The following is a 22,383-nucleotide window of genomic DNA, read 5'->3' on the forward strand; positions in this document are numbered from 1 at the left end:
CCGTATCCGGCTACCGTGGCGCCATGTCGGAGACCCCGTCGTTCCGTGCCGACCGGATCGACCGCGCGGACCTCGACCGGCTTGTCGGCGTGCTCGATCTGCAGGCCGCGCTGCCCGACATCCGGCGCCTGCGCGACTGGGCGCACGCGGCGCTGGCCGTGCGGCCCGGCGAGCGGGTGCTCGACGTCGGCTGCGGCACCGGGTCGGAGGTCGTGGTGTTCGCCGGTTCGGCGGTGGCGGTCGGGGTGGAGCCGAACCCGGGGATGTGCGCGGTCGCGGCGGCACGGGCAGGCGCGTCGCCCGCGCGGTTCGTCGCAGGCGACGCGTACGCGCTGCCGTTCGCCGATGGCGCCTTCGATGCCGTGTACTGCGAGCGGGTGTTCCAGCATCTCGCGGAGCCGGAGCGGGCCGCCGCGGAGATCGCGCGCGTGCTGCGGCCGGGTGGCCGGGCCGTGGTCATCGACGCCGACTGGACCGCGGCGCTCCAGGACAACCGCGTGCTGGGGGAGGCGCTGTCCGCGACCGTCACGAATCCGTTCGCGGGCGACGAACTGCCGGACCGATTGGCCGCGGCCGGGCTGCGGGTGACCGACACCTGTGCGCGGACCGTGCTGACCGCGACGATGATCGCCCTGCTGGCGCGCAAGGCCGCCGGTTACGGTGTGTCCATGTCGGACACACCGGACGCGCCGCTGTCGTTTCGGGCTGATCGGATCGAGCCAGGGGACCTCGACCGGCTGGTCGAGGTGCTCGACCAGCAGGCCGCGCTGCCGGGCATCCGGCGGCTGCGCGAGTGGGCGCACGCCGCGCTGGCGGTGCGGCCGGGCGAGCACGCGCTGGACGTCGGCTCGGGCACCGGGTCGGAGGTGCGGGTCTTCGCCGCGGCGGTCGGCTCGGCGGGCGACGCGGTCGGCGTCGAGCCGAACCCGGGGATGCGCGCGGTCGCCGCGGAGCGGGCTACCGGGTCGTCGGCGCGCTTTGTCGACGGCGACGCGTACGCGCTGCCGTTCGCCGATGGCGCCTTCGACGTCGTGTACTGCGAGCGGGTGTTCCAGCATCTCGCCGAGCCCGCGCGGGCCGCCGCGGAGATCGCCCGGGTGCTGCGGCCGGGCGGTCGGGCCATGGTTGTCGACTCCGACTGGGCCACCGCGATCGTGCACCCCGGCGACCCCGAGGTGGTTCGGGCGCTCGGCGAGTCGATGCGGGCCAACCTCGCCAACCCGCACTCCGGCCGCCGGGTCCCCGGCCTGCTGACCGCGGCGGGCCTGCGGGTGGTCGACCTCGGCTCGCAGGCGCTCGTCCAGGAGCAGAGCGCGGCGACGGGCCCGCTGGTGCACATGATGGGGGAGGCGGGCGTGGCCGCGGGCGTCATCACCGCCGACCAGCGCGACCGGTTCTTCGCCGACCTCGCCACGGCCGCCGCGGGGGGCGGCTTCCACCTGTCGGTGACGATGTTCGCCGTGCTCGCGCAGCGGTGAGTCGTCCGGCGGCAACCGCTACGGTGTCGCCTCATGGACGTGCTCACCGTGGACCATCCGCTCGCCAAAGCCCGGCTCACCGTCATGCGGGACGCCCGGACCGACCGCGCCACCTTCCGGGCCGCGCTGCACGAGCTGACCGTCATGCTCACCTACGAGGCGATGCGCGACGCCCCGGTGCGCGTCGAGCGGATCCACACCCCGGTCGCCCGCACCGACGGCCACTGGTTGGCGAACCCGCCGCTGCTGGTTCCCGTGCTGCGGGCGGGCCTCGGCATGGCCGACCAGGCGCACAAGATGATCCCGGACGCGCAGATGGGGTTCGTCGGCCTGGCCCGCGACGAGGAGACGCTCAAGCCGACGCCGTACATGGCGTCGCTGCCCGACGACCTGTCCGGGCGCCCGGTGTTCGTGCTCGACCCGATGCTGGCCACCGGCGGGTCGATGGTCTACACCATCCGGCTGCTGGTCGAGCGGGGCGCGAGCGACGTGACCGCGGTGTGTGCGCTGGCCGCGCCCGAAGGTGTCGAGCATCTCGCCCAGTCGGGTCTGCCGGTGCGGCTGGTCACGGCGAGTGTCGACGAGCGCCTCAACGACTCGGGCTACATCGTCCCCGGCCTCGGCGACGCGGGCGACCGCCAGTACGGCGCGGTCTAGCGGTACCAGCCGACGAGGTTGGCGCGCAGGGCACGCTCGTAGGTGGTGAGCACGTCCAGATCCTCGGGCAGCGTGCCGCCGAGTTCCAGCGACACCAGGCCGTGCACGAGTCCCCAGCAGGCCATCGCCATGTCCCGCGGCGCCTCGTCGCGGAACACGCCCCGCTCGACGCCCGCGGTGATTGCGTCCTGCAGGGGTGACAGTGCGGTCAGCGCCTCGGCGTGCGCCTCCTCGTCCGGCTCGAAGCCCGGCACCACGTCGCCGAACATCACCCCGTAGAGGTGCGGGTCGGCTCGGGCGCTGTCCCGGTAGGCGAGGCCGAGCCGGACCAGGTCCTCGATCGGATCACCCGTACGGGTGACCGCGCGCAGCCTGCCGCCGAGCCTGCTGAATGCCTCGACGTAGAGCTCGCGGACCAGCGCGGGCTTGCCGCCGAACAGGGAGTAGACCGCGGTGGTCGAGGTGTCGACGTCGGCGGCGAGTTTGCGCAGACTCAGCGCACCTGCGCCTTTGCTGGACAACAGCTCCCCAGCCCGGTCGAGCAGGCGGACCCGGAGCGCCTCGTCGTGGGTCTTCGGTCGGGGCACGGCGGTCAGCTTACCGGGACAGCGTTTTGTAACGCGGTTACCAAACCGTCGGTGGTACCACAGTGGTATCGTCGTCGGCATGGCGATGACTCTGCGACTGACCGACGAGGAGAACGCCCGGCTCGACGAACTCGCAACGGCCGAGGGGCGTTCCAAGCAGGAGATCATGCGGCTCGCGCTGGCTGAGCGCTGGTCGCGGCTGCACAAGGAAGAGCAGCTCAACGAGGTGCTGAGCCGGGTTCTGCCGCGCTACCGCGGCCTGCTCGACCGCATCGGCACGGTCTGATCCTTGTCCGTGACGGTCTATCTCGACGCCAGTGACCTGCTCCTGCTCGCCGCCGCCGTCACCGGTGGCGACCTGGTCGTCCGCGACCTGGGCCTGCTCGACTCCGCCGCGCACCGCCCGCGCGCGACCGTGCTCGGCGTCGAGGCGTACGACTCGCTGTGGCTCAAGGCCGCGGCCCTGCTCGACTCCATCGTGCGCACCCGCCCGCTCGCCGAGGGCAACTGGCAGCTCGGCTGGGTGGCCGCGGTAACCATGTGCGACCTCAACGGCTGGTGGATCGACGCCGACACCGACGACGCGCTCGAAGTCGTCCGCGAGGTCGGCCGCGGTGGCCTGGAGGTGCGCAAGATGGCCGAGCACCTCCAGGCGTGGGCGCTGCCGAAACGGAGCGATCTCTAGATTCGAGTTGACCTGGAGTGCACTCCAGCTTCTACCGTCGACGGTGTGACCTACGCGATCGCCGAGGCGGCCCACCGCAGTGGACTGTCGATCGACACCCTCAGGTACTACGAACGCATCGAACTGATCGACCCGCCCGCCCGTGACTCCGGCGGCAGACGGGCCTACTCCGACGCCGATCTGGCGTGGCTGAGCTTCCTCACCAAGCTGCGCACCACCGGCATGCCCATCAAGCTGATGCGGGAGTACGCGCGGCTGCGCCACCAGGGCCCGGTGACCGCCGGACCGCGCAAGCGGATCCTGCAGAAGCACCGCGAGGACGTGCGTACCCGGATCGCCGACCTGCGGGTATGCCTTGAGGTGCTCGACTACAAGATCAACAACTATGAGTGTCTGGTGGAGAGCCAGCGCGTCCAGGAGGCTTCCGCATGACCCTTCCCACCCGCGAACTCGGCCCGCTGGTCGTCAGCGCGCAGGGGCTGGGCTGCATGGGCATGAGCCAGGGCTACGGCGCGGGCGACGCCGATGAGTCCGTCGCCACCCTGCGCGCCGCGCTCGACCTGGGGGTGACCCTGCTCGACACCGCCGACGCCTACGGCGACGGCGCCAACGAGGAACTGGTCGGCCGCGCCATCGCGGATCGGCGCGCCGAGGTGGTGCTGGCCACCAAGTTCGGCATCGCCGGCCGCGACGCCGCCACCGGCTTCCGACTGCGCGGCGACGCGGCGTACGTCCGCGAGGCGTGCGAGCGGTCGCTGCGCAGGCTCGGCGTCGACCACATCGACCTCTACTACCTGCACCGCGTCGACCCGGACACCCCGATCGAGGAGACCGTGGGTGCGATGGCCGAGTTGGTCGCCGAGGGCAAGGTGCGCCACCTGGGCCTGTCCGAGGCGGGCGCGGGCACCATCCGGCGCGCGCACGCGGTGCACCCGATCACCGCGCTGCAGAGCGAGTGGTCACTGTGGACTCGCGACATCGAGCGGGAGATCCTGCCCGCCTGTCGCGAACTGGGTATCGGCATCGTGCCGTTCTCCCCACTGGGCCGGGGTTTCCTCACCGGCAAGCTCGCGTCGCCCGAGTTCGCCGACGGTGACATTCGCGCCGCGATGCCCCGGTTCGCGCCGGAGAACTTCGACCGCAACCAGGCCATCGTGGCCGCGCTGTCGGCCCTGGCAACCGAACGCGGTGTCACGGCCGGGCAGCTCGCGCTGGCGTGGGTGCAGAGCCGGGGCGCGGACGTGGTGCCGATCCCGGGCACCAAGCGCCGCGAGTACCTGACCGAGAACGTCGCCGCGGCGACCCTGGAACTGTCCGAAGAGGACATCGCGGCCGTCGAGTCGGCCGCACCCGCCACCGCCGTCGCGGGCGAGCGCTACGCCCCCGCGATGATGCGCGCCGTGGAAAACTGAGAAGGGAATTCGAGTGACCACAATGGACACCCGGCTGCTGGGCGAGCTGCGCGTCGGCGCGCAGGGCCTGGGCTGCATGGGCATGAGCGAGTTCTACGGCCAGGGCGACGAGACCGAGTCGGTCGCGACCATCCGCCGGGCGCTGGACCTCGGCGTAACCCTGCTGGACACCTCTGACATGTACGGCCCGCACACCAATGAGGTGCTGGTCGGCAAGGCCATCGCCGGACGGCGCGACGAGGTCGCGCTGGCCACCAAGTTCGGCATCGTCCGCGACCCGGAAACCCCGGCGCGCCGCGGCATCCGCGGCGACGCGGCCTACGTCCGCGAGGCGTGCGAGGGTTCCCTGCGCAGACTCGGCGTCGACCACATCGACCTGTACTACCAGCACCGCGTCGACCCGAACACCCCGATCGAGGAAACCGTCGGCGCGATGGCCGAACTCGTCGCCGAGGGCAAGGTGCGCCACCTCGGCCTGTCCGAGGCGGGCGCGGACACCATCCGCCGCGCGCACGCCGTGCACCCGATCACCGCCCTGCAGACCGAGTGGTCCCTGTGGTCGCGCGACATCGAGGACGCCATAGTGCCGACCGTCCGCGAACTCGGCATCGGCGTGGTCGCGTATTCCCCGCTGGGGCGCGGTTTCCTCACCGGCCGCTTCGCCTCCACCGCGGACTTCGGCGCGGGCGACTTCCGCGGGACGGCACAGCCGCGGTTCGCGGAGGGCAACCTGGAGAAGAACCTGGCGATCGTCGAGGTACTGAAGAAGTTGGCGGCCAAACGCGGGGTGACGCCGGGGCAGTTGGCACTGGCCTGGGTGCAGAGCCGCGGCTCGGACGTGGTGCCCATCCCGGGGACGAAGCGGTTGAAGTACCTGGAAGAGAACGTCGCCGCTGTCGCGATTGGACTGTCCGATGAGGACATCGCGGCAGTGGAGGCCGCGGTACCCACCGGCGGCGTGGCCGGAGACCGCTACCCGGCCGAGGCAATGAAGATGCTCGGCCGCTGAGCCCAGGGCCAAGGACCATGCGGTGGGTCAGCACGCTCCGCGGTGACCACCGCATGCTCCGGTCACGCGGCGCCGTGGATCTCGGTTGCGGCGATTTCCCACAGGAAGGGAGCTCACAGTGCCCGCGCCCATCGAGTTCGAAGGCAAGATCCTCGACATCGACCCCGACGCCACCGAACGACTGATCCTGGACAAGGGCGGGCAGAAGCTCGGCGACAAGTTCATGCGCCGCCACGTCTACGACATCGTTCCCGGCGACCGGTCCAAGTGGATCAGGCTCCGCGACACCGGCGACGAGACCACGCTGACGGTCAAGGAGATCACCAGCGACGCCATCGACGGCACGCACGAGATCGAAGTCGGCGTGGACGACTTCGGCGCGACCAACGCAGTGCTGGCCATGCTCGGGTTCACCCCGAAGTCCTACCAGGAGACCAAGCGCACCAGCTTCATCCTCGACGGCGCACAAGTCGAGATCGACGCCTGGCCACAGATCCCGCCATACCTGGAGATCGAGGCCGGATCGAAGGCCGAGGTGATCCGGGTCGCCGGACTGCTCGGCTACGCCGAGACCGACCTGACTGGGGAGAACACCATCAAGGTCTACGCGCGGTACGGCATCGACCTCGACACCATCCCTGAACTGCGCTTCTGATCAGGAGACCCTGCATCCAGGGTTGCCTGCGGGTGGCCGTCGAGACGGCTCGACGGCCACCCGATCCGCGTCAGCGGCAGGAGACGAGCAGGAAGGCCAGGACTGAGCAGGTGGAGCGGGCCGTGTCGTTGGCCGGGTTCGGGTCCGCCGGGGTGCTGGCCGTGCGTTGCGCCGTCACCTGGTAGCTCCCGATGCTCAACAGTCCCAACGGAATGCGGAACGTCTTGGTCGTCCCGGCACCCACCGCGAGCGCACCCAACTGGCAGGTCACGGTGCGCCCGGCGACCGAGCAGCCCGGGCCGGGGGTCGCCGTCACGTACTGCGGCAGGGTCGCGGTGACGGTGCCCGACTGCAGCGCGCCGGGGCCGGTGTTGTTGACCGACACCGTGTATTCGATGGCGGGCACCAGCAGGCCGAACCGCGGGGTGGCGCGCAGTCCCACCGCGAGGTCGGCGGCGGGCGGTACCGGCGGCGTGGTTCGGTTCAACAGCACCGAGATCCCGTCCGCGACGCGGTTGGTGGTGACCAGGTCTGGGCGGCCGTCGACGTCGAGGTCGGCGGCGTGCACCTCGGTCGGCGTCGTGCCGGTGCCCAGGGTCGCGGCCGGGACGAAGGTGCCGTCGCCGTTGCCCAGCACGGCCACCGAGTCGGCGCCCGCCACGCTGACGGCGAGGTCCTGGTCGAGGTCGAGGTCGAGGTCCGCCACGGCCACCCCGAACGGGTTCGGGCCGACGGCCTGCGCGGTGGGGGCGCCGAACGTGCCGCCGCCGTTGCCGCGCAGGATGGAGACGGTGCCCGCGCCGAAATCGGCGGTGGCGAGGTCGACGCGGCCGTCGCCGTCGAAGTCGCCCGCGGCGATGTCGATCGGGTTGGCGCCGGTCGGGTACGCGACCGGTGGGGCGAAGCTGCCGTTGCCCGCGCCCTTGAACACCGAGACCGTGCCGGTGAAGAACCCGCCGATCGCGATGTCGACCTTGGCGTCGCCGTCGAGGTCGCGCAGCACCACACCGCGCGAGTAGCCGCCGGACGCGAGGTCGGTGCCCGCGCCGAGCGTGCCGTCGCCCGCGCCGAGCAGCACGGTGATGCCGTCCGGCCTGCTGATGACCACGTCCGCGCGGCCGTCGCCGTTCAGGTCGCCCGCCTTGATGCCCTCCGCGCCGCCGGACACCGGGAACTCCGCGCGGGGGTCGAAGGTGCCGTCGCCCACGCCGAGCAGGACGGACACCGCGTTCGCCACGGTGACCGCGACATCGGCGCGGCCGTCGCCGTTGAAGTCGGCGGTGGTGACGCCGGTGGGCTCATTGCCGGGGAACACCCCGGTGCGCGGGCCGAACGCGCCCGCACCCGTGCCCAGCAGAACGGTCAGTTCCGCCTGGAACCGGTCCGCGGTGATCAGGTCGGGCCTGCCGTCGCCGTTGAGGTCGGCGTCGACCACGGCTTCCGGGTGATTGCCGGTCGCGTAGTCCGCGCGCGGCGCGAACGTGATCGGGTTGGCCGCGGCGGCCGGGACCGCGAGCGCGGTCATCGCCGCTGCCGCGCTGGTCAGGATCGTGATCACCCGTGCGCGTACGCGAACGGTCATCAGGGCTACCTCCGGTGGGAGCGCAGGAGAAGGATGCGTCTCAAGCGAAATCGCTCCCCGGGGTCAGTCCGTTTCGGTGCGCGACCTGCCCGGCAGGAAGATCCACCGACGAGCGGCTGGGACCGGCCCCGGCTCACGGCAGCAGGCTCGCGGCGACCGTCGCGCCGAGTTCGCGGCAGCGGGCCAGGTCGCCCTTCGACGGTTCTCCGTGCACCACAACGGATTCGGCTGCCCGCACCCACGACAGACCCTTGGTGATGCCCTCGATGGCGGCCACGGCGCCCTCGGTGCCCTGGTTGCCGTGCACGTAGTACCCGAAGGGCCTGCCGCGGGTGGCGTCCAGACACGGGTAGTACACGGTGTCGAAGAAGTGCTTGAGCGCGCCCGACATGTACCCGATGTTCGCCGGGGTACCTAGCACGAGTCCGTCCGCCGCCAACACGTCCGACGCGGTCGCCGACAGTGCGGGACTGCGCCGCACCTCGACCTCCGCCAGCTCCGGGTCGTTCGCCCCGGACAGCACGGCCTCGAACATCGCCTGCAGGGCGGGCGACGGGGTGTGGTGCACGATCAGCAGCCTCGGCATCAGGTCAGGATCTCCGACACCGCCGCTGCCAGGTCGTCGAGCAGCGCGTTCGCCTGTCCGCGGGCCGATTCCAGGTCGTCCGGCCCGGCCACCGGGGCCACGACCTGCAGGTACGACTTGATCTTCGGCTCGGTCCCGGACGGCCGGACGACGACCCGCACCCGGTCGCCGGTGAAGCGCAGCACGTCCGCGCCCGGCCGCAGGTCGGCCATCGTCACCGCGACCCCGGCCAGCTCGGCGGGCGGTTCCGCGCGCAGTGACGCCATGAGCTGCCCGATCCGGCCGAGATCGGTCACCCGCACCGAGACCTGCCTGGTCACGTGCACGCCGTGGGCGAGCGCGAGGTCGTCGAGGGCGTCGGTCAGGCCGCGGCCCGCCGCCTTGAGCGTGGCCGCGAGGTCGCAGGCCAGCACCGCGGCGGAGATCCCGTCCTTGTCCCGCACCGAATCCGGGTCGACGCAGAGGCCGAGCGCCTCCTCGTAGGCGTACACCAGGCCGGTGCCCGCCCCGTCGCCCGCCCGCACCAGCCATTTGAACCCGGTGAGCGTGGCATCGTAGCGCACGCCGTGTTTCGCCGCGATCGACTCCAGTAGCGACGACGACACGATCGTGTTGGCCGCCAACGGGTCCGGGTGTGCCACACGGTCCACAGTGGACAAAATGTGCTCGCCGAGCAGTGCGCCGGTCTCGTCGCCGAGCAGCATCCGCCACGATCCGTCGCGATCCCGGATGCCCACCGCGCAGCGGTCCGCGTCCGGGTCGAGCGCGATCGCCAGGTCGGCGTCCACTTCGGACGCACGGGCGAGCAGCAGGTCGGTCGCGCCCGGCTCCTCCGGGTTGGGGAACGGCACCGTCGGGAACTCCGGGTCGGGCACGGACTGCTCGGCAACCAGGCTCACGTCCACGAACCCGGCCCGGTTCAGCGCGAGGGCCAGCGGACCCGCGCCGACGCCGTGCAGCGCGGTCGCGGCCACCTTGAGCGTGCGCGCGGTTCCCTTGGGCAGCAGGGAAACCCGGTCGAGATAGGCGTCGAGCACGTCGTCGCCCAGCGTCGTCCACGTGTCGGCACGCGGCACCGACACCGCGGCGGGCACACCGCGGATCGCGGCCTCGATCTCCCGGTCCGCGGGCGGCACGAGCTGCGCCCCCGCGTCGAGGTAGAGCTTGTACCCGTTGTCCGCGGGCGGATTGTGCGACGCGGTGATCTGCACCCCCGCCACAGCACCGAATTTACGCACCGCGAACGCCACTACCGGTGTGGGCAGCGGATGGGGCAGCGCCCGCACGTCGAAACCCGCTGCCGCCAACACCCCTGCCGCGTCGGCGAAGAACGTCTCGGACCCGTGCCGGGCGTCGCGGCCCACGATGACCGTGCCGCCCGCGTGCCCGTTCGCGGTCAGCCACGCGGCGAGCCCCGCCGTGGTGCGGATGACCACCGCGCGGTTCATCCCGTTGGGGCCCGCCCGCACCGGCCCGCGCAGCCCGGCGGTGCCGAAGGTGAGCGGCCCCGCCATCCGGTCGCGCAGGTCCTCGACGGCCGCGGCGTTGCCGCCCATGGCCGCCGCGGCGATCTTCTGCAGTTCGAGTTTGCTGTCGGCGTCCGGGTCGTCCGCCATCCATCGGAAGGCCCGGTCGCGCAGGTCGGAGGGCAGCGCCGTCACGACCGGACGACCAGCTCGCGCAGCAGCGTGCCCATCTTCCCGGCGGCGATTCGCCCCGCCTCCAACACTTCCTCGTGGTTGAGCGGCTCGCCGGTGATGCCCGCCGCCAGGTTCGTCACCAGCGACAGGCCGAACACCTCGACGCCCGCCGCGCGCGCCGCGATGGCCTCCAGCACGGTCGACATGCCGACCAGGTCGGCGCCCAGCGCGCGCAGCATGTGGATCTCCGCGGGGGTCTCGAAGTGCGGCCCCGGCAGGCCCGCGTACACCCCCTCGACCAGCGTCGGGTCGATCTCGCGGGCGAGGCCGCGCAGCCGCGGTGAGTACAGGTCGGTGAGGTCCACGAAGTTCGCCCCGACCAGCGGCGAGCGCGCGGTGAGGTTCAGGTGGTCGCTGATCAGCACCGGCTGGCCGACCTCGATGCCCTCGCGCAGGCAGCCCGCGGCGTTGGTCAGCACCACGGTGCGCACGCCCGCGGCCGCCGCCGTGCGCACGCCGTGCACCGCGCGCGCCACGCCGTGGCCCTCGTAGAGGTGCGTCCGGCCGAGCACGACCAGCACCCGCTTGCCCTCGACCTGGACCGAGCGGATGGTGCCGCCGTGGCCCTGCACGGTCGGCGCGAGGAAGCCGGGCAACTCGGCCATCGGCACCTCGGCGACCGGCGTGCCCAGTTCGTCCGCCGCCGGGCGCCAGCCCGACCCGAGGATCAGCGCGAGGTCGTGGCGGTCCGCCGCGGTGCGTTCCGCAAGCGCTTGAGCAGCCTGCTCGGCCACCGCCTGCGGGTCTGTGTCGATGTCGATTCCGGTCACGGCGGGGAGCCTACGCGGGCCGCGGACCCGGCCATGCGCCGCGAACGCAAGTCCGACCGTTACGACGTGCCGCTGCTCAGGTTCGGTCCCGGCTCGGCATGACTCCCACCAGATGCAGTTGGCTACCCAGTCGTCGATGCACTCATCAATGGTATACTCAATTTTGGTACTATTGAAGGTGGGAGCATGGCGGGATTCGTCGGCCGCAAGCGCGAGCTGCGGCTGCTGAGCGAGGAACTGGCCGCCGTTCGTGCCGTCGGGACGGGACGTTGCCTGCTCCTCCGTGGACGCCGAAGGGTCGGCAAGTCCCGACTGGTGGAGGAGTTCATCGAGCGGGCGGCCGTGCCCGCGGTGTTCTACTCGGCCGCCGGGGTCCCAGTAGAGCGCGAACTCGCCCAGTTCTCCGGTGCGGTGCTCGAATCGGACCTGCCCGGCCGGGAGCAGTTCACCGACGTCGGCCTCCGGTCCTGGGACGCCGCGCTGCGCCTGCTCACCGACGCGTTGCCCGACACCGGACCCAGCGTTGTCGTGCTTGACAAGGTGCCTTATCTCGTCGCCAACGACTCCGGGTTCGAGGGGACGTTGCAGCGGGCGTGGGACCGCGTCCTGTCCCGCAAGCCCGTGTTGCTGATCCTCGTCGGCTCCGATCTGTCCATGATGGAGGCGCTCAACACCTACGGCCGACCGTTCCACCAGCGGGGCGTTCCGCTAGTGCTGGATCCGCTCGACCCGGCGGAAGTCGGCGAGATGCTGGACCTCGGGCCCGCGACCGCCTTCGACGCCCACCTGGTCACCGGCGGGCTTCCCCTGGTGTGCGCGGAATGGCCCCGCGGTGGAACGGTCCGCGAGTTCCTGGCGCACGCGCTCGGTAGGCAGACCTCCGCGCTCGCGGTCTCCGCGGAACTGGCCCTCGCGGCCGAGTTCCCGACCGAGACCCAGGCGCGGCAGGTGTTGACGGCCATCGGCGCGGGTGAGCGGACCCGAGCCTCGATCGGCCGCGCGGTCGAGCTGCCGCATGCGTCGTTGGACCGGGCACTGAAGTTGTTGATCGAGAAGCGGGTCGTGGCGGCGGAACGGCCGCTGTCCACCGTGCCGTCGAAGGAGACCCGTTACCGGGTCGCCGATTCCTACCTGCGGTTCTGGCTGAACTTCCTCGCCCCGCACCGCGACGAACTCGACCGCGGCCGCGGTGATCGCGTGCTCGACCGGATCGACGCCGGGTGGACGAGCTGGCGCGGACGGGCGATCGAACCGGTGATCCGCGAGGCGCTGCTGCGCATTCTGCCCGGCGCGGACCCGGTCTCGGTCGGCGGCTACTGGACCCGGACGAACGAGGTCGAGGTCGACCTCGTCGGCGCCGACCGGTCGCCGGTCGCGCGCGAGATCAGGTTCGTCGGTTCGATCAAGTGGCTGGAGCGGCGCGCGTTCGACCACCACGACCTGGCCGAGTTGATCGTGCACCGCGACCGGGTTCCCGGCACGGACAGGGACACGCCGCTGATCGTCGTCAGCCGGGCGGGCTCGAAGGTGGGCGACGCCGTGCGGGCCTACGGTCCCGCGGACCTGATCGCCGCCTGGCACTAGCCACTAGCCGAGGCGGAAATCCGGGGCGATCCGGGCGAACAGCTCCCGCCTGCCGCTGTCCTCCTGCTCGATCGGCACCGTCACGGTCACCACCCACAGGTCCGCGCCGATCGGCAGGACGTTGGCGAACGCGGCTCGGTTCGCGTCCCCGGCCGCCGCGTCGGCGGCGACCTCCACCGTGCGGTAGGTCAACTGACGCGCGGGTTCCGGGGTGCCCGCGCCCGGCACCGTCACCGTTGTCGAACCGACCTCCCGGTAGCCGGGCGCGCGGGTCGCGAGCACGCGCAGGTACTGGTCGACGGTGTAGTCGGGGTAGAAGTTCGGGAACCGCTCCACCACGAGCGACGCGGTGCCGTCCGGCGACACCCAGTGCACGCGGGTGCTGTTCGGCATGGTCTTGGTCGCGCGCTGCTCCACGAACTTCACCCAGTCCCGCGGCACCGGCACGGCGAACCCGCCGCCCTGCTCGCCCGCGAGGGTGGCGGCGTCGGCGGACCGCACGACCAGCTCCCGCACCGGCGCCGCCGCCTGCGACGTCCCCGGCCCCGGCCGCGCGGGCGGCAGCACCGGCGCCCCGCCCACGACCCTGGCCAGCGCGAACCCACCCCCCGTCGCGCCCGCGAACAGCAGGACCGCCAGGCAGGCGAGCACCACGGTCCGCAGGGCACCCCGCCCGCGCGGCGCCTGCCTGCCGCCGAACGGCAGCGGTCCGGGCACGGGTGCCAGCGGCAGGCTCGGCGAGCTGACGAGGTCGGCGGGCGGCGCGGCGGCGACCGGCGCGGTGACCACGGTCGGGGCGTCCGGGGGCGGCGCGGGCGCGTTCATCGTCAGCGTCGCGAAGACCGTGCTGCCCGGCACCGGTTGCAGCGCGTGCAGCAGCTCGCGCACCTGGGCGAGCGGCATTCGCGCCGCCGGGTCCTTCACCATCAGCGCGGCGATCACCGCCCGCAGCGGACCAACGTAGTTGGGCACCGGCACCTCGCCGTGCACCACCTGCGCCAGGATCTCCAACACCGGCCCGTCCGGGTCGTACGGCGCGCGCCCGTCGACCGCCGCGAACAGGGTCGCGCCCAGGCCCCACAGATCCGCGCGCGGCGTGACCTCCCCGCCCGAGACGATCTCCGGGGCGATGTACGCGGGGGAGCCGAGCATGATCCCCGCGCGGGTCAGCGTCCGCTCCGAGACGTTGCGGGCGATGCCGAAGTCGGTCAGCTTCACCCGGCCGTCCGAGCCGACGAGCACGTTGCCCGGCTTGACGTCGCGGTGGGTGATGCCCGCCTCGTGCGCCGCCTGGAGCCCGGCGGCGACCGCGTCGGCCACCACGGCGGCCTGCGTGGTGTCCATCGGCCCGTTCGACCGCAGGAGCTGCGCGAGGCTCGTCGCGGGCATGTACTCCATCACCACGAACGGCTCGTCGCCCTCGCGCGCGACGTCGTGCAGAGTGATCACGTTCGGGTGGGACAGCACGGCGATCGCGCGCGCCTCGCGCAGGGTGCGTTCGCGCAGTTCGTCCGCCTCGGCCTGGGGAATGCCCGGCGGCAGCCGCACCTCCTTGACCGCGACCGGTCGCCGCAGGTACTCGTCGTAGGCCGCCCACACGGTGCCCATGGAGCCCTGGCCGAGCAGCCGCCGCAGGCGGTACCGGCCCGCCACCAGGCGTTGCGCCTGCTCTGGAGTGGACACCGGCCCATTGTCGCCGACCAAGCCGTCGTGACGCGGTGAAGTCGCCTGCGCAACCGCATCGTTAACCGCGATCAGCCTCACAGCGCTCTCACCTGGTGCCGCCGCCGGGTTTCCGTAGCATTGCGGGCCATGACATCCCCCTCCGCGCCGCAGGCCGTGCCGGACGAGCTGATCCTCGCGGGTGAGTTCGCCGGGGCCGCGCGCGAGCAGTGGCAGGACCTGGTCGCGGGCGTGCTGCGCAAGTCGGGCGCGCTCCCCGAGGGCTTCGACGGCGCGGTCGAGTCGCTGCTGACCAGCCGGACCTACGACGGGATCGTCGTCGCGCCGCTCTACACCGCCGAGGACGCCGCGCCGTCCGGCGGGTTCCCCGGTCTGCCGCCGTTCGTGCGCGGCGGCCGCCCCGAGGGACAGGTGGCCACCGGCTGGGACGTCCGGTCGCGGCACGCCGACCCGGACCCGGCCGCCGCGCGCGCGGCCGTGCTCGCCGACCTGGAGCACGGCGTCACCTCGCTCTGGCTCGTCGTGGGCGAGGCGGGCCTGCCCGTGTCCGCGCTCGGCGACGTGCTGGCGGAGGTCTACCTCGACCTCGCGCCGGTCACTCTGGACGCGGGCGCGGAGTTCGCCGCGGCCGCCGAGGAACTGCTGCGCGTGCACGCCGACAAGGGCGTCCCGGCCAGCGAGGTGAAGGGCAACCTCGGCGCCGACCCGCTGGGCCACCACGCCCGCACGGGCGCGGGCGCCGACCTCGACGGGGCCGCCGCGCTCGCGGTGCGCGCCGCCGCGGCGTACCCGAGGCTGCGCTCGATCGTGGTCGACGGCCTGCCGTTCCACCAGGCAGGCGGGTCCGACGCCGAGGAACTCGGCGCGAGCCTGGCCGCGGGCGTGGCCTACCTGCGCGCGCTCACCGCCGCCGGGCTCGACGTCGACGCCGCCGCCGCGCAGCTCGACTTCCGCTACGCCGCCACCGCCGACCAGTTCCTCACGATCGCCAAGTTCCGTGCGGCGCGCCGACTCTGGGCGCGGGTCACCGAGGTCAGCGGCGGCGCTGTCGCGCAGCGCCAGCACGCGGTCAGCTCGCCCGCGATGATGACCAGGCGCGACCCGTGGGTGAACATGCTGCGCACCACGCTCGCCTGCTTCGGCGCGGGCGTCGGCGGTGCGGACGCGGTCACCGTGCTCCCGTTCGACGCCGCGCTCGGCCTGCCCGACGCGTTCGCCCGGCGGGTCGCCCGCAACACCCAGGCGGTGCTGCTCGAAGAGTCCAAACTGGCCGGTGTGATCGACCCGGCCGGTGGTTCCTGGTACGTGGAAAGCCTTTCCGACGAGCTGGCCAAGGCGGCGTGGTCGTGGTTCACCGAGATCGAGCGCGCGGGCGGGCTGCTCGCCGCGCTCGACTCGGGGCTCGTCGCGGACCGGCTCGGCGCCACCTGGGCGGCCCGCTCGGCGAACCTCGCCACCCGGGTGGACGCGATCACCGGGGTCAGCGAGTTCCCGAACCTGGCGGAGAAGTCGTTGTCCCGCAAGGCGGAACCGGCTCGGCCCGGCGGCGGCCTGCCCGCGGTACGCTACGCCGAGGCGTACGAGGAACTGCGCGACCGTTCCGATAGGACACTGGCGGAGACGGGCGCGCGGCCGAAGGTCTTCCTGGCCACCCTCGGCCCGGTCGCCGCGCACACCGCGCGCGCGAGCTTCGCGGCCAACCTGTTCCAGGCGGGTGGCATCGAGACCGTCGCGGGGGGTGTCGCCACCGACGCCGAGACGGTCGCCGCGCGGTTCGCCGGGAGCGGCGCGACCGTGGCCTGTCTGTGCGGCTCGGACAAGAGCTACGCCGACCTGGCCGGGCCCGCCGCCGAGGCGCTCAAGGCGGCGGGAGCGGCGCAGGTGCTGCTGGCAGGCAAGCCAGCCGACGGCCTACTGCGGTCCGGTGTGGACGGTTTCGTCTTCGTCGGCTGCGACACCCTGAAGATCCTGCGCGCCACCCTGGAGACGTTGGGAGCAAAGGCATGACGATTCCCGACTTCGCCGCCGTCGAGCTCGGCGAGCCCGCCGCGGGCAGCGCCGCGGACTGGCAGGACGCGTTGCACGCGAGCACCGGCAAGGGTGCCGACGCGCTCGCCTGGGAAACCCCGGAAGGCATCGGCGTGAAGCCGGTCTACGCCGCGGAAGACCTGGCGGGCCTGGACTTCCTGGCCACCTACCCGGGCATCGCGCCGTACCTGCGCGGCCCGTACCCGACGATGTACGTCAACCAGCCGTGGACGATCCGGCAGTACGCCGGGTTCTCCACCGCCGAGGAGTCCAACGCCTTCTACCGGCGCAATCTCGCGGCAGGTCAAAAAGGACTGTCGGTGGCCTTCGATCTCGCCACCCACCGCGGCTACGACTCCGACCACCCGCGCGTTTCCGGCGACGTCGGCATGGCGGGCGTCGCGATCGACTCGATCTACGACATGCGCCAACTTTTCGACGGCATTCCGCTCGACAAGATGAGCGTGTCGATGACCATGAACGGCGCCGTGCTGCCGGTGCTCGCGCTCTACGTCGTCGCCGCCGAGGAACAGGGCGTCGCGCCCGAACAGCTTGCCGGGACCATCCAGAACGACATCCTCAAAGAGTTCATGGTCCGCAACACCTACATCTACCCGCCGCGGCCCTCGATGCGGATCATCTCCGACATCTTCGCCTACAGCTCGCAGCACATGCCCAAGTACAACTCGATCTCCATCTCCGGCTACCACATGCAGGAGGCCGGGGCGACCGCCGACCTGGAACTGGCCTACACCCTCGCCGACGGCGTGGAGTACATCCGGGCCGGTCGCGAAGCCGGGCTCGACGTCGACCGGTTCGCGCCGCGGCTGTCGTTCTTCTGGGCCATCGGCATGAACTTCTTCATGGAGGTCGCCAAGATGCGCGCGGCCCGACTGCTGTGGGCCAAGCTGGTCAAGCAGTTCGAGCCCGCTGACGTCAGGTCGTTGAGTTTGCGAACCCATTGCCAGACCTCGGGTTGGTCGCTGACCGCGCAGGACGTCTACAACAACGTCGCCCGCACCTGCGTCGAGGCGATGGCCGCCACCCAGGGGCACACCCAGTCGCTGCACACCAACGCCCTCGACGAGGCGCTGGCGCTGCCGACCGACTTCTCCGCGCGCATCGCCCGCAACACGCAACTGTTGCTGCAACAGGAATCCGGCACCACTCGCGTCATCGATCCCTGGGGCGGCAGCGCTTTCGTCGAACGGCTCACCTATGACCTGGCGCGCAAGGCATGGGGCCACATCAGCGAGGTCGAGGCCGCGGGCGGGATGGCGCAGGCCATCGACGCGGGCATCCCGAAGCTGCGCATCGAGGAGGCCGCCGCCCGCACCCAGGCGCGCATCGATTCCGGGCGCCAGCCGGTGATCGGCGTCAACAAGTACCGCGTGTCCGAGGACGAGCAGATCGACGTGCTCAAGGTCGACAACGCGGGCGTGCGCACCCAGCAGGTCGAGAAACTGCGCAGGCTGCGCGCGGAACGGGACTCCGCCGACGTCGAGCGCGCGCTCAACGCACTGACCAACGCCGCGAACAGCGACGGCAATCTGCTGGAACTGACCATCGACGCCGCCCGCGCCAAGGCCACCGTCGGCGAGATCTCCGAGGCGCTGGGCAAGGTCTGGGGCAGGCACTCCGCGCAGATCCGTACCATCTCCGGTGTGTACCGCGACGAGGTCGGCCAATCGTCCACTGTGGACGACGCGCGCCGCGTGGTGGACGCCTTCGCCGAGGCCGAGGGCCGCAGGCCGCGCATCCTGGTCGCCAAGATGGGCCAGGACGGGCACGACCGCGGCCAGAAGGTGATCGCCACCGCGTTCGCCGACCTCGGCTTCGACGTCGACGTCGGCCCGCTGTTCTCCACCCCGGACGAGGTCGCGCGCCAAGCCGTCGAGGCCGACGTGCACATCGTCGGGGTCAACTCGCTCGCCGCGGGCCACCTCACCCTGGTGCCCGCGCTGCGCGCGGAACTGGCCGACCTCGGCCGCGACGACATCATGATCGTCGTCGGCGGCGTCATCCCGCCGCAGGACTTCGCCGCCCTGCACGACGCGGGCGCCGCGGCGATCTTCGGCCCCGGCACCGTCATCGCCGACGCCGCCGCCGAACTGCTGGGCAAGCTGGCCGAGCAGCACGGACACGAGCTTGGCTAAGCGGATCGACGTCGCCGAGTACGCCAAGGGCGTGCTCGGCGGCGACCGCGGCGTGCTGTCGCGGGCGATCACCCTGGTCGAGTCACGCCGCGCGGACCACCGGGCGCTCGCCCAGGAACTGCTGGTCGAGCTGCTCCCGCACGCGGGCGGCGCGCACCGGGTCGGCATCACCGGGGTCCCGGGCGTCGGCAAATCCACCTTCATCGACGCCCTCGGCTCCACCCTGACCCAGGCGGGCCACCGGGTCGCCGTCCTCGCCGTCGACCCGTCGTCCACCCGCACGGGCGGCAGCATCCTCGGCGACAAGACCCGCATGGCGCGGCTCGCGGTCGACCCGGCCGCGTTCATCCGGCCCTCGCCCACCTCGGGCACGCTCGGCGGGGTCGCCAAGGCCACCCGGGAGACCATCGTGCTGATGGAGGCCGCGGGCTACGACACGGTGCTGGTGGAGACAGTCGGCGTCGGCCAGTCCGAGACCACCGTCGCCAACATGGTCGACTGCTTCCTGCTCCTCACCCTCGCCCGCACCGGCGACCAGCTCCAGGGCATCAAGAAGGGCGTGCTGGAACTCGCCGACGTCATCGCGGTCAACAAGGCCGACGGCGACCGCGTTCGCGAGGCCCAGCAGGCCGCCCGCGAGCTGGCCGGGGCGCTGCGCCTGCTGCGCGCGCCCGAGGCGACCTGGAGTCCGCCCGTGCTCACCTGCAGCGGCCAGGAGAACACCGGCCTGGACACCCTGTGGGCGCAGATCGAGCTGCACCACAAGGCCCTGTCGGAGACCGGTGAACTGGCCGAGAAACGCCGCCGCCAACAGGTCGACTGGACGTGGTCGATGGTGCGCGACACGCTGCTGTCGCGGTTACGCGAGCACCCGAAGGTCCGCGCCATGACCCCCGACCTCGAACAGCGGGTCCGCGACGGTGAGCTGACCGCCACGCTGGCCGCGGAACAGATCCTGCTGGCCTTCGCCGACAGTGAGCGGGCCGACTAATCTGGTCACTGTCTCCTCTCCCCGATCTGGAGGGCCGGAAATGCCCGTGCGCATGACCAGGCTGCTGCTCGGTGTGCTCCTCGCCGCCCTCGTCACCCTCGGCGCCGCCCCCCTTGCCGCCGCCGTCGCCCAACCTCCGGCCACCGACGCCCCGCTCACCGACGCGCCCGCGGGTCCGCGGCTCGACCCCCCGACCGAGGCCGACGCGGCCAAGTCGAAGGACAAATTGATCATCGGCGTCACCGCGCTGGTCCTGCTCGGCGTCGTGGTCTACGGCAACCGCGTACGCGCGAAGCGCCGCAAGACGACCCCGTCGTAACCGTGAGTACGACAATCGGCCGCCACCGCGCCGCCGAAGGGCCGACCACGCGCAGTTCACCCGAGATGAACAACCGGTCATCTCGATCATCGAACAGCCAGGCTGAACGCGCGCAGGCCACTCGTCGCAGCGGCACTACCGGCGAACCGCTCGACCAGGTTCGGCACGCCCTGCGCCTGCCCACCATGCGGCAGGATCGACCACGATGAGTATCGAGACCACACCCGGAGGGGTCGCGTGACTGTGCTGGATTCGCGGCCCGACATGCCCGCGGAAGGCGGCAGGAGCGCCCGCGCGGCCGCCGCCGGGAGGGACCCTGCTGTGCTGATCACCCCCAGTGGGGTCACTATGCCCACTGTGGAGGATCTCGGCGCGGGTCGCGGGCCCGAATGGCTCGACCAGTGGCTCGCGGCCAACACCGCCGACGTGGTGGCCTGGTTCCGGCACATCCACGCTCATCCTGAGCTGTCCCGCCAGGAGTTCGCCACCACCGAGCTGGTCGCCGGCCTGCTCAAGTCGTTCGGCCTGCAGCCCGAGCTGCTGCCCGCGGGCAACGGCCTGATCTGCGACGTCGGCGAGGGCGAGCGCTGCGTGGCCCTGCGCGCCGACATGGACGCGCTGCCGCTGACCGAGGCCACCGACCTGCCCTACGCCGCCACCGTGCAGGGCGCCTCGCACGCCTGCGGCCACGACGCGCACACCACGGTCCTGCTGGCCACTGGCATCGCCCTGGCGGCGGCACCGGAGCTGCCCGGACGCGTCCGGCTGATCTTCCAGCCCGCCGAGGAAGTCATGCCCGGCGGCGCCCTCGACGTCATCGACGCGGGCGCCCTCGACGGCGTCGAGCGGATCTTCGGCCTGCACTGCGACCCGCGGCTGGAGGTGGGCCGGGTCGGCACCCGGGTCGGTGCGATCACCTCCGCCACCGACCTGCTGGAGCTGCGCCTCACCTCGCCGGGCGGGCACACCTCCCGCCCGCACCTCACCGCCGACCTGGTGCACGCGCTCGGCACCGTGATCACCGGCCTGCCCGCGCTGCTGTCCCGGCGCATCGACCCGCGCTCGGGCACGGTGCTGGTGTGGGGCGCGGTCCACGCTGGCGAGGCGGCCAACGCCGTCCCGCAGGACGGCCTGCTGCGCGGCACCCTGCGCACCGGCGACCACGACGTCTGGGCCGACCTCGAACCCCTGGTCGCGGGCCTCGTGCAGTCGCTGCTCGCCCCCACCGGAGTCGGCTTCGAGCTGCTCCACCACCGCGGCGTCCCCCCGGTCATCAACGATCGGGAGAGCACGCACCTGCTGCGCACGGGCATCGAGACCGCGCTCGGGGAGGACGCCCTGGCGGGCACCAAGCAGTCCTCCGGCGGCGAAGACTTCGGCTGGTACCTCGAACACATCCCCGGCTCCTTCATGCGCCTCGGCGTCTGGCCGGGTGATGGCCCCATGCGCGACCTGCACCAGCCGACGTTCCAACTGGACGAACGCGCCCTGCTGACCGGCATCCGCGTCATGACCCACACCGCGCTGGCCGCCCTGGCTTGACGTCAGCTCGCGGTCAGGTCGTCATCAGCGGCCTCGGGCACACTTGGTTCCAGCAAGCCAAGGAGAGGTGCCCGGAGTGGTTTAACGGGTTCCTGTTTCAGGAAGGGCCTCGGCCCGCGCAGGTTCGAATCCTGCCCTCTCCGCCACCAGCAACGCGGCTACACTCCGGTTGGGCAGGGAATGTCGTCATTGAAGTCGGTCGGTGAACAGCAGACAACCCGCATGTCCACATAGCGTGCGCCGTTCAACCAGAAACTCCACACCACACTACGACCACTCTTGAGTCGTTCCACAGCGTCAAGTGCCCGCTCCTCGGGTGTGGAAGCCCAGTCCGGCACGGGGTACATCTTCGGCGGAAGTTGGGCGTGTTCATTCACCAACCATTGCGCGGCCGGGTTTACCTTCAGCCAGGTGCCTTTGACGAATGATCGAGGTTTCATCAATGTATGGTTGACGACATAGGGCAGTTGGCCCGCACCCGCGAACATCGGGTGGTTGGACCGCTTGGTTGCGTCCGAGGGCAACACGTCCTTGCCATCGCCCTGCCACACGTAGCCATGCCAGTGCATGAATCCTCCAGACCCACGACGACCCCGGGTGGTATTCGTCGCTACGAGATGCCGTATTCCGCTGACCTGTCGGCGACGAAGGCGCGGATCTCGGCTGCGGTGAAACGCAACTCGCCCGCCGAGTGGTTCTTCGAGTCGCGCAGGACCACAGTCCCGGCGCTGCCAGGGACCAGCGCGAACTCCACGCAGGATTCCTCGTTGCCATCGCCGGATGTCTGGTCGCCCGTGTTGCCGCCACAGGGCTTGGTCCAACTCAGCTCAGTCAGTTTCTCGTCGTACAGGCTCACGATGTGCTCCTCCAGTTAAGCGAGTGTCTGTAGCCATTGCCGGTCTGGAACGGGCTTGCTGCCGTCGAAAGGATGGGCAAGCCGGCAACGGACATGACTCGAC

General features: G+C 71.7%; 22 protein-coding genes and 1 tRNA gene. 15 read left to right on the forward strand and 8 right to left on the reverse strand.

Translation table 11 applies throughout. The annotated features are described in order from the left end of the window. The first annotated feature begins 23 nt into the window (after positions 1–23). Complete coding sequence (locus ACT4N7_RS07295) at positions 24–1,478, forward strand: methyltransferase domain-containing protein (protein WP_444827826.1); 1,455 nt, start codon at positions 24–26, stop codon at positions 1,476–1,478. 33 nt (positions 1,479–1,511) lie between these two features. Next, complete coding sequence (gene upp / locus ACT4N7_RS07300) at positions 1,512–2,135, forward strand: uracil phosphoribosyltransferase (RefSeq protein ID WP_444827827.1); 624 nt, start codon at positions 1,512–1,514, stop codon at positions 2,133–2,135. Here upp and ACT4N7_RS07305 read toward each other — a convergent pair. After that, complete coding sequence (locus ACT4N7_RS07305) at positions 2,132–2,722, reverse strand: TetR/AcrR family transcriptional regulator (protein ID WP_444827828.1); 591 nt, start codon at positions 2,720–2,722, stop codon at positions 2,132–2,134. The two genes, upp and ACT4N7_RS07305, sit on opposite strands and share 4 nt — an antisense overlap. 79 nt (positions 2,723–2,801) lie before the next feature. Here ACT4N7_RS07305 and ACT4N7_RS07310 point away from each other — a divergent pair, with 79 nt between their 5' ends. The 6 genes from ACT4N7_RS07310 to ACT4N7_RS07335 all read left to right on the forward strand — a co-directional run bounded on the left by ACT4N7_RS07310 (position 2,802) and on the right by ACT4N7_RS07335 (position 6,483). Then, a complete protein-coding gene (locus ACT4N7_RS07310; protein WP_444827829.1) occupies positions 2,802–3,008 on the forward strand; it encodes a ribbon-helix-helix protein, CopG family in 207 nt (68 codons plus the stop codon). Positions 3,009–3,017: 9 nt separating this feature from the next. Then, positions 3,018–3,407 carry a type II toxin-antitoxin system death-on-curing family toxin gene (locus ACT4N7_RS07315; RefSeq protein ID WP_444827830.1) on the forward strand — a complete coding sequence of 130 codons (390 nt, stop codon included), beginning with the start codon at positions 3,018–3,020 and terminating at the stop codon, positions 3,405–3,407. Positions 3,408–3,452: 45 nt separating this feature from the next. Next, a complete protein-coding gene (locus ACT4N7_RS07320; protein ID WP_444827831.1) occupies positions 3,453–3,839 on the forward strand; it encodes a MerR family transcriptional regulator in 387 nt (128 codons plus the stop codon). Next, positions 3,836–4,819: an aldo/keto reductase gene (locus ACT4N7_RS07325; RefSeq protein WP_444827832.1), complete on the forward strand. Its 984-nt coding sequence runs from the start codon at positions 3,836–3,838 to the stop codon at positions 4,817–4,819. Before ACT4N7_RS07320 ends, ACT4N7_RS07325 begins: the two co-directional genes overlap by 4 nt. Before the next feature lie 22 nt (positions 4,820–4,841). Next, positions 4,842–5,828: an aldo/keto reductase gene (locus tag ACT4N7_RS07330; protein WP_444827875.1), complete on the forward strand. Its 987-nt coding sequence runs from the start codon at positions 4,842–4,844 to the stop codon at positions 5,826–5,828. A 118-nt stretch (positions 5,829–5,946) separates the two neighbouring features. Further along, positions 5,947–6,483, forward strand: coding sequence for a class IV adenylate cyclase (locus ACT4N7_RS07335; protein WP_444827833.1), 537 nt, complete (start codon positions 5,947–5,949; stop codon positions 6,481–6,483). 70 nt (positions 6,484–6,553) lie between these two features. Here ACT4N7_RS07335 and ACT4N7_RS07340 read toward each other — a convergent pair whose 3' ends face one another. From ACT4N7_RS07340 to ACT4N7_RS07355, 4 genes are all read right to left on the reverse strand, one after another. Further along, the gene (locus ACT4N7_RS07340) at positions 6,554–8,065 is read right to left on the reverse strand and encodes an FG-GAP-like repeat-containing protein (protein ID WP_444827834.1); all 1,512 of its coding nucleotides are present in this window, start codon (positions 8,063–8,065) and stop codon (positions 6,554–6,556) included. 133 nt (positions 8,066–8,198) lie between these two features. Next, entirely contained in the window at positions 8,199–8,651 is a 453-nt protein-coding gene (locus ACT4N7_RS07345) for a flavodoxin family protein (protein WP_444827835.1), read from the reverse strand. Then, positions 8,651–10,267: a phospho-sugar mutase gene (locus tag ACT4N7_RS07350; RefSeq protein ID WP_444827876.1), complete on the reverse strand. Its 1,617-nt coding sequence runs from the start codon at positions 10,265–10,267 to the stop codon at positions 8,651–8,653. The genes ACT4N7_RS07345 and ACT4N7_RS07350 overlap by 1 nt, the downstream gene beginning before the upstream one ends. A gap of 41 nt (positions 10,268–10,308) precedes the next feature. After that, positions 10,309–11,121, reverse strand: a complete 813-nt coding sequence (locus ACT4N7_RS07355; RefSeq protein WP_444827836.1) for a purine-nucleoside phosphorylase — start codon at positions 11,119–11,121, stop codon at positions 10,309–10,311. A 186-nt stretch (positions 11,122–11,307) separates the two neighbouring features. On the opposite strand from ACT4N7_RS07355, the gene ACT4N7_RS07360 reads away from it, so the two are divergent. Continuing rightward, positions 11,308–12,705, forward strand: coding sequence for an ATP-binding protein (locus tag ACT4N7_RS07360; protein ID WP_444827837.1), 1,398 nt, complete (start codon positions 11,308–11,310; stop codon positions 12,703–12,705). 3 nt (positions 12,706–12,708) lie between these two features. On the opposite strand, the gene ACT4N7_RS07365 is transcribed toward ACT4N7_RS07360, so the two are convergent. Continuing rightward, a complete protein-coding gene (locus tag ACT4N7_RS07365; protein WP_444827838.1) occupies positions 12,709–14,388 on the reverse strand; it encodes a serine/threonine-protein kinase in 1,680 nt (559 codons plus the stop codon). A gap of 129 nt (positions 14,389–14,517) precedes the next feature. On the opposite strand from ACT4N7_RS07365, the gene ACT4N7_RS07370 reads away from it, so the two are divergent. The 6 genes from ACT4N7_RS07370 to ACT4N7_RS07395 all read left to right on the forward strand — a co-directional run bounded on the left by ACT4N7_RS07370 (position 14,518) and on the right by ACT4N7_RS07395 (position 21,570). Continuing rightward, positions 14,518–16,395: a methylmalonyl-CoA mutase family protein gene (locus ACT4N7_RS07370; protein WP_444827839.1), complete on the forward strand. Its 1,878-nt coding sequence runs from the start codon at positions 14,518–14,520 to the stop codon at positions 16,393–16,395. After that, a complete protein-coding gene (scpA, locus tag ACT4N7_RS07375; protein ID WP_444827840.1) occupies positions 16,392–18,572 on the forward strand; it encodes a methylmalonyl-CoA mutase in 2,181 nt (726 codons plus the stop codon). Before ACT4N7_RS07370 ends, scpA begins: the two co-directional genes overlap by 4 nt. Continuing rightward, positions 18,565–19,563: a methylmalonyl Co-A mutase-associated GTPase MeaB gene (gene meaB / locus ACT4N7_RS07380; RefSeq protein ID WP_444827841.1), complete on the forward strand. Its 999-nt coding sequence runs from the start codon at positions 18,565–18,567 to the stop codon at positions 19,561–19,563. Before scpA ends, meaB begins: the two co-directional genes overlap by 8 nt. Positions 19,564–19,603: 40 nt before the next feature. Then, positions 19,604–19,882 (forward strand): hypothetical protein, encoded by a 279-nt coding sequence (locus ACT4N7_RS07385; protein WP_444827842.1) that lies wholly within the window; start codon positions 19,604–19,606, stop codon positions 19,880–19,882. 237 nt (positions 19,883–20,119) lie between these two features. Then, positions 20,120–21,424, forward strand: a complete 1,305-nt coding sequence (locus ACT4N7_RS07390) for a M20 family metallopeptidase (RefSeq protein ID WP_444827843.1) — start codon at positions 20,120–20,122, stop codon at positions 21,422–21,424. Positions 21,425–21,485: 61 nt separating this feature from the next. Next, positions 21,486–21,570: transfer RNA gene (locus ACT4N7_RS07395), tRNA-OTHER, on the forward strand. 12 nt (positions 21,571–21,582) lie between these two features. On the opposite strand, the gene ACT4N7_RS07400 is transcribed toward ACT4N7_RS07395, so the two are convergent. Continuing rightward, positions 21,583–21,993: a hypothetical protein gene (locus ACT4N7_RS07400; protein ID WP_444827844.1), complete on the reverse strand. Its 411-nt coding sequence runs from the start codon at positions 21,991–21,993 to the stop codon at positions 21,583–21,585. A gap of 41 nt (positions 21,994–22,034) precedes the next feature. Beyond that, on the reverse strand, positions 22,035–22,280 hold the full coding sequence (locus tag ACT4N7_RS07405; protein WP_444827845.1) for a DUF397 domain-containing protein: 246 nt from the start codon (positions 22,278–22,280) through the stop codon (positions 22,035–22,037). Between the last annotated feature and the right edge of the window lie 103 nt (positions 22,281–22,383).

Source organism: Actinokineospora sp. (genome assembly GCF_052390155.1).
Lineage (GTDB): Bacteria > Actinomycetota > Actinomycetes > Mycobacteriales > Pseudonocardiaceae > Actinokineospora.

Coding starts and splice junctions, on each gene's coding strand:
- ACT4N7_RS07295 (WP_444827826.1), top strand. CDS start 24: ATGTCGGAGACCCCGTCGTTCCGTGCCGACCGGATCGACCGCGCGGAC.
- upp (WP_444827827.1), top strand. CDS start 1,512: ATGGACGTGCTCACCGTGGACCATCCGCTCGCCAAAGCCCGGCTCACC.
- ACT4N7_RS07310 (WP_444827829.1), top strand. CDS start 2,802: ATGGCGATGACTCTGCGACTGACCGACGAGGAGAACGCCCGGCTCGAC.
- ACT4N7_RS07325 (WP_444827832.1), top strand. CDS start 3,836: ATGACCCTTCCCACCCGCGAACTCGGCCCGCTGGTCGTCAGCGCGCAG.
- ACT4N7_RS07330 (WP_444827875.1), top strand. CDS start 4,842: ATGGACACCCGGCTGCTGGGCGAGCTGCGCGTCGGCGCGCAGGGCCTG.
- ACT4N7_RS07340 (WP_444827834.1), bottom strand. CDS start 8,065: ATGACCGTTCGCGTACGCGCACGGGTGATCACGATCCTGACCAGCGCG.
- ACT4N7_RS07345 (WP_444827835.1), bottom strand. CDS start 8,651: ATGCCGAGGCTGCTGATCGTGCACCACACCCCGTCGCCCGCCCTGCAG.
- ACT4N7_RS07350 (WP_444827876.1), bottom strand. CDS start 10,267: ATGGCGGACGACCCGGACGCCGACAGCAAACTCGAACTGCAGAAGATC.
- ACT4N7_RS07360 (WP_444827837.1), top strand. CDS start 11,308: ATGGCGGGATTCGTCGGCCGCAAGCGCGAGCTGCGGCTGCTGAGCGAG.
- ACT4N7_RS07370 (WP_444827839.1), top strand. CDS start 14,518: ATGACATCCCCCTCCGCGCCGCAGGCCGTGCCGGACGAGCTGATCCTC.
- scpA (WP_444827840.1), top strand. CDS start 16,392: ATGACGATTCCCGACTTCGCCGCCGTCGAGCTCGGCGAGCCCGCCGCG.
- ACT4N7_RS07385 (WP_444827842.1), top strand. CDS start 19,604: ATGCCCGTGCGCATGACCAGGCTGCTGCTCGGTGTGCTCCTCGCCGCC.
- ACT4N7_RS07400 (WP_444827844.1), bottom strand. CDS start 21,993: ATGCACTGGCATGGCTACGTGTGGCAGGGCGATGGCAAGGACGTGTTG.